This window comes from Hymenobacter agri (assembly GCF_054778495.1).
Map to the genome: position 1 here is coordinate 1 of NZ_BAAGZM010000778.1, position 1,664 is coordinate 1,664.

General features: G+C 61.8%; 1 protein-coding gene and 1 pseudogene. One reads left to right on the plus strand and one right to left on the minus strand.

Translation table 11 applies throughout. From position 1 onward, the window contains the following. A pseudogene (locus ACYVDE_RS22015) lies at positions 1-622 on the plus strand (hypothetical protein); the annotation flags it as partial. Positions 623-657: 35 nt separating this feature from the next. Here ACYVDE_RS22015 and ACYVDE_RS22020 read toward each other — a convergent pair. Beyond that, positions 658-1,548: a hypothetical protein gene (locus ACYVDE_RS22020; RefSeq protein WP_460503683.1), complete on the minus strand. Its 891-nt coding sequence runs from the start codon at positions 1,546-1,548 to the stop codon at positions 658-660. Positions 1,549-1,664: the final 116 nt, after the last annotated feature.

A 1,664-nucleotide genomic window follows, 5' to 3' on the forward strand; every position in this document is an offset into this window, starting at 1 on the left:
GGCGAGCAAGCTGCTGCCCCTGCCGGCGCTGGCGCTGCTGGTGCGGCCGTTGGGCTGGCGGCGCTTCGGGCTGTTCGCAGTGGTGCTGGGCGGCACCCTGCTGGTGCTGTTCAGCCCATTCATCTCAGTAGAGCTTATCGGCAACATTGGCCGTAGCCTCAACCTGTATTTCCGCAGCTTCGAGTTCAACGCCAGCATTTACTACCTGCTGCGGGCCGTAGGCTACCGCCTTACTTCCTACAACGAAATTGCCCTGATTGGCCCCGCACTGGCCTTGGCAACGGCGCTGTTCGGCCTGGGCCTGGCCTGGCGCGAACGCACGCCTACCCTGGCCCGACTACCGCAGGCGCTACTGATGCTGCTCACCGGCTACTACGCGCTGGCTACTACGGTGCACCCCTGGTACATTACGCCGCTCATTGCGCTGGCACCCTTCACGCGCTTCCGTTACCCACTAGTGTGGGGCGGCGCGGCGGTACTCTCCTACTCAGCCTACCGCACCGCGGCCTACACCGAAAGCCCCTGGCTTATTACACTGGAATACAGCTTGGTGTATGGCGCAATGGCCTGGGACTTGTTGCGGCCGGTGCAGCCGCCAACTTCGGCAAGCAGTAATGATTAAGCGGTAAGCGCACGGAAGCCCGACGCCACACCCGCCTATTTGGGCCAGTAGGCCGTGCGTTTCACGCTTTTCAGTTGCAGCGTGCGGCCATCCCAGGCAGCCTGGCGCAGCAGCATGTTGGGATACTTTCGGTCGAACCAGTACACGTTCTTCTTATCCGGGGCGAGCTGCACCGTCACTTGCCAGGCCGGAGTTGCGGTATCGGCGGCGGGTGCTTCGGCGGTGGTTAGGTGCGCCTGGTAGTACTCGGGCGCGGCGGCCTTGCTGGTTTGCTGCAAATCCATTACCGTGAGGTCGAAGCTGGGCTTTTGGTCGAATTTCAGCGCCCGCAAGGTGTAGGGCAGCGCGTCTTCGAGCAGCACGTCGCGGCGCAGGTCGCGGCTGCCCGCGCCCTGCTGGTCCCAGTACGAATTATAGCTCTCCTTGAAATTGACGCCGTCATCCGTAATGGCTTTGAACGTGTTACCGCACCATTCCTGCGACGACGTCGTCATCTTGTAGAGCGCCACCGGCTGGTCGCGCCGAAAGAACAGCGACGTCAGGTAGTGGTACGGATACTGGTCGGTCTGAATCTGGCAGAACTCGTTCACCTTCATCACCGGGAATAAGTCGTCGCGCTTATAGTCGTCGGTTTTCACGTTGAATTCCTGGTTGAATTCCTCCTTCACCGTGATGAGGGTGTACTCAAATTGGCGCTTCTTCTTATACACCGTGCGCTCGGCATCATAAGTGGCCACTTCGGCCAGGCCGTCTTCCCAGTACTTGCTCATGGCCCACTGCTCGTCGAAATAGGGCATAATGGGTTGCAGGGCCTGCACCGAGGCGGGCTTCCGGGTTGAGTTGACCGGGTCGGCGGAGTTGGAGCAAGCGGCCAGGCCTACGCCAAGCGCCAAGGCCAGGCCGGCCCGTGTGAAATACGTACGCATGCAGAAAATACGGGTGCGGTGGGGATTGGTTAACGCCATGCCACGCTTATTGCGCCGCGCGGCCCTCCCCCGCCAGGGCCGGGTGCGTGGCGTTCCAGTCGGCCAGGTCGGCGGCC

Coding starts and splice junctions, on each gene's coding strand:
- ACYVDE_RS22020 (WP_460503683.1), bottom strand. CDS start 1,548: ATGCGTACGTATTTCACACGGGCCGGCCTGGCCTTGGCGCTTGGCGTA.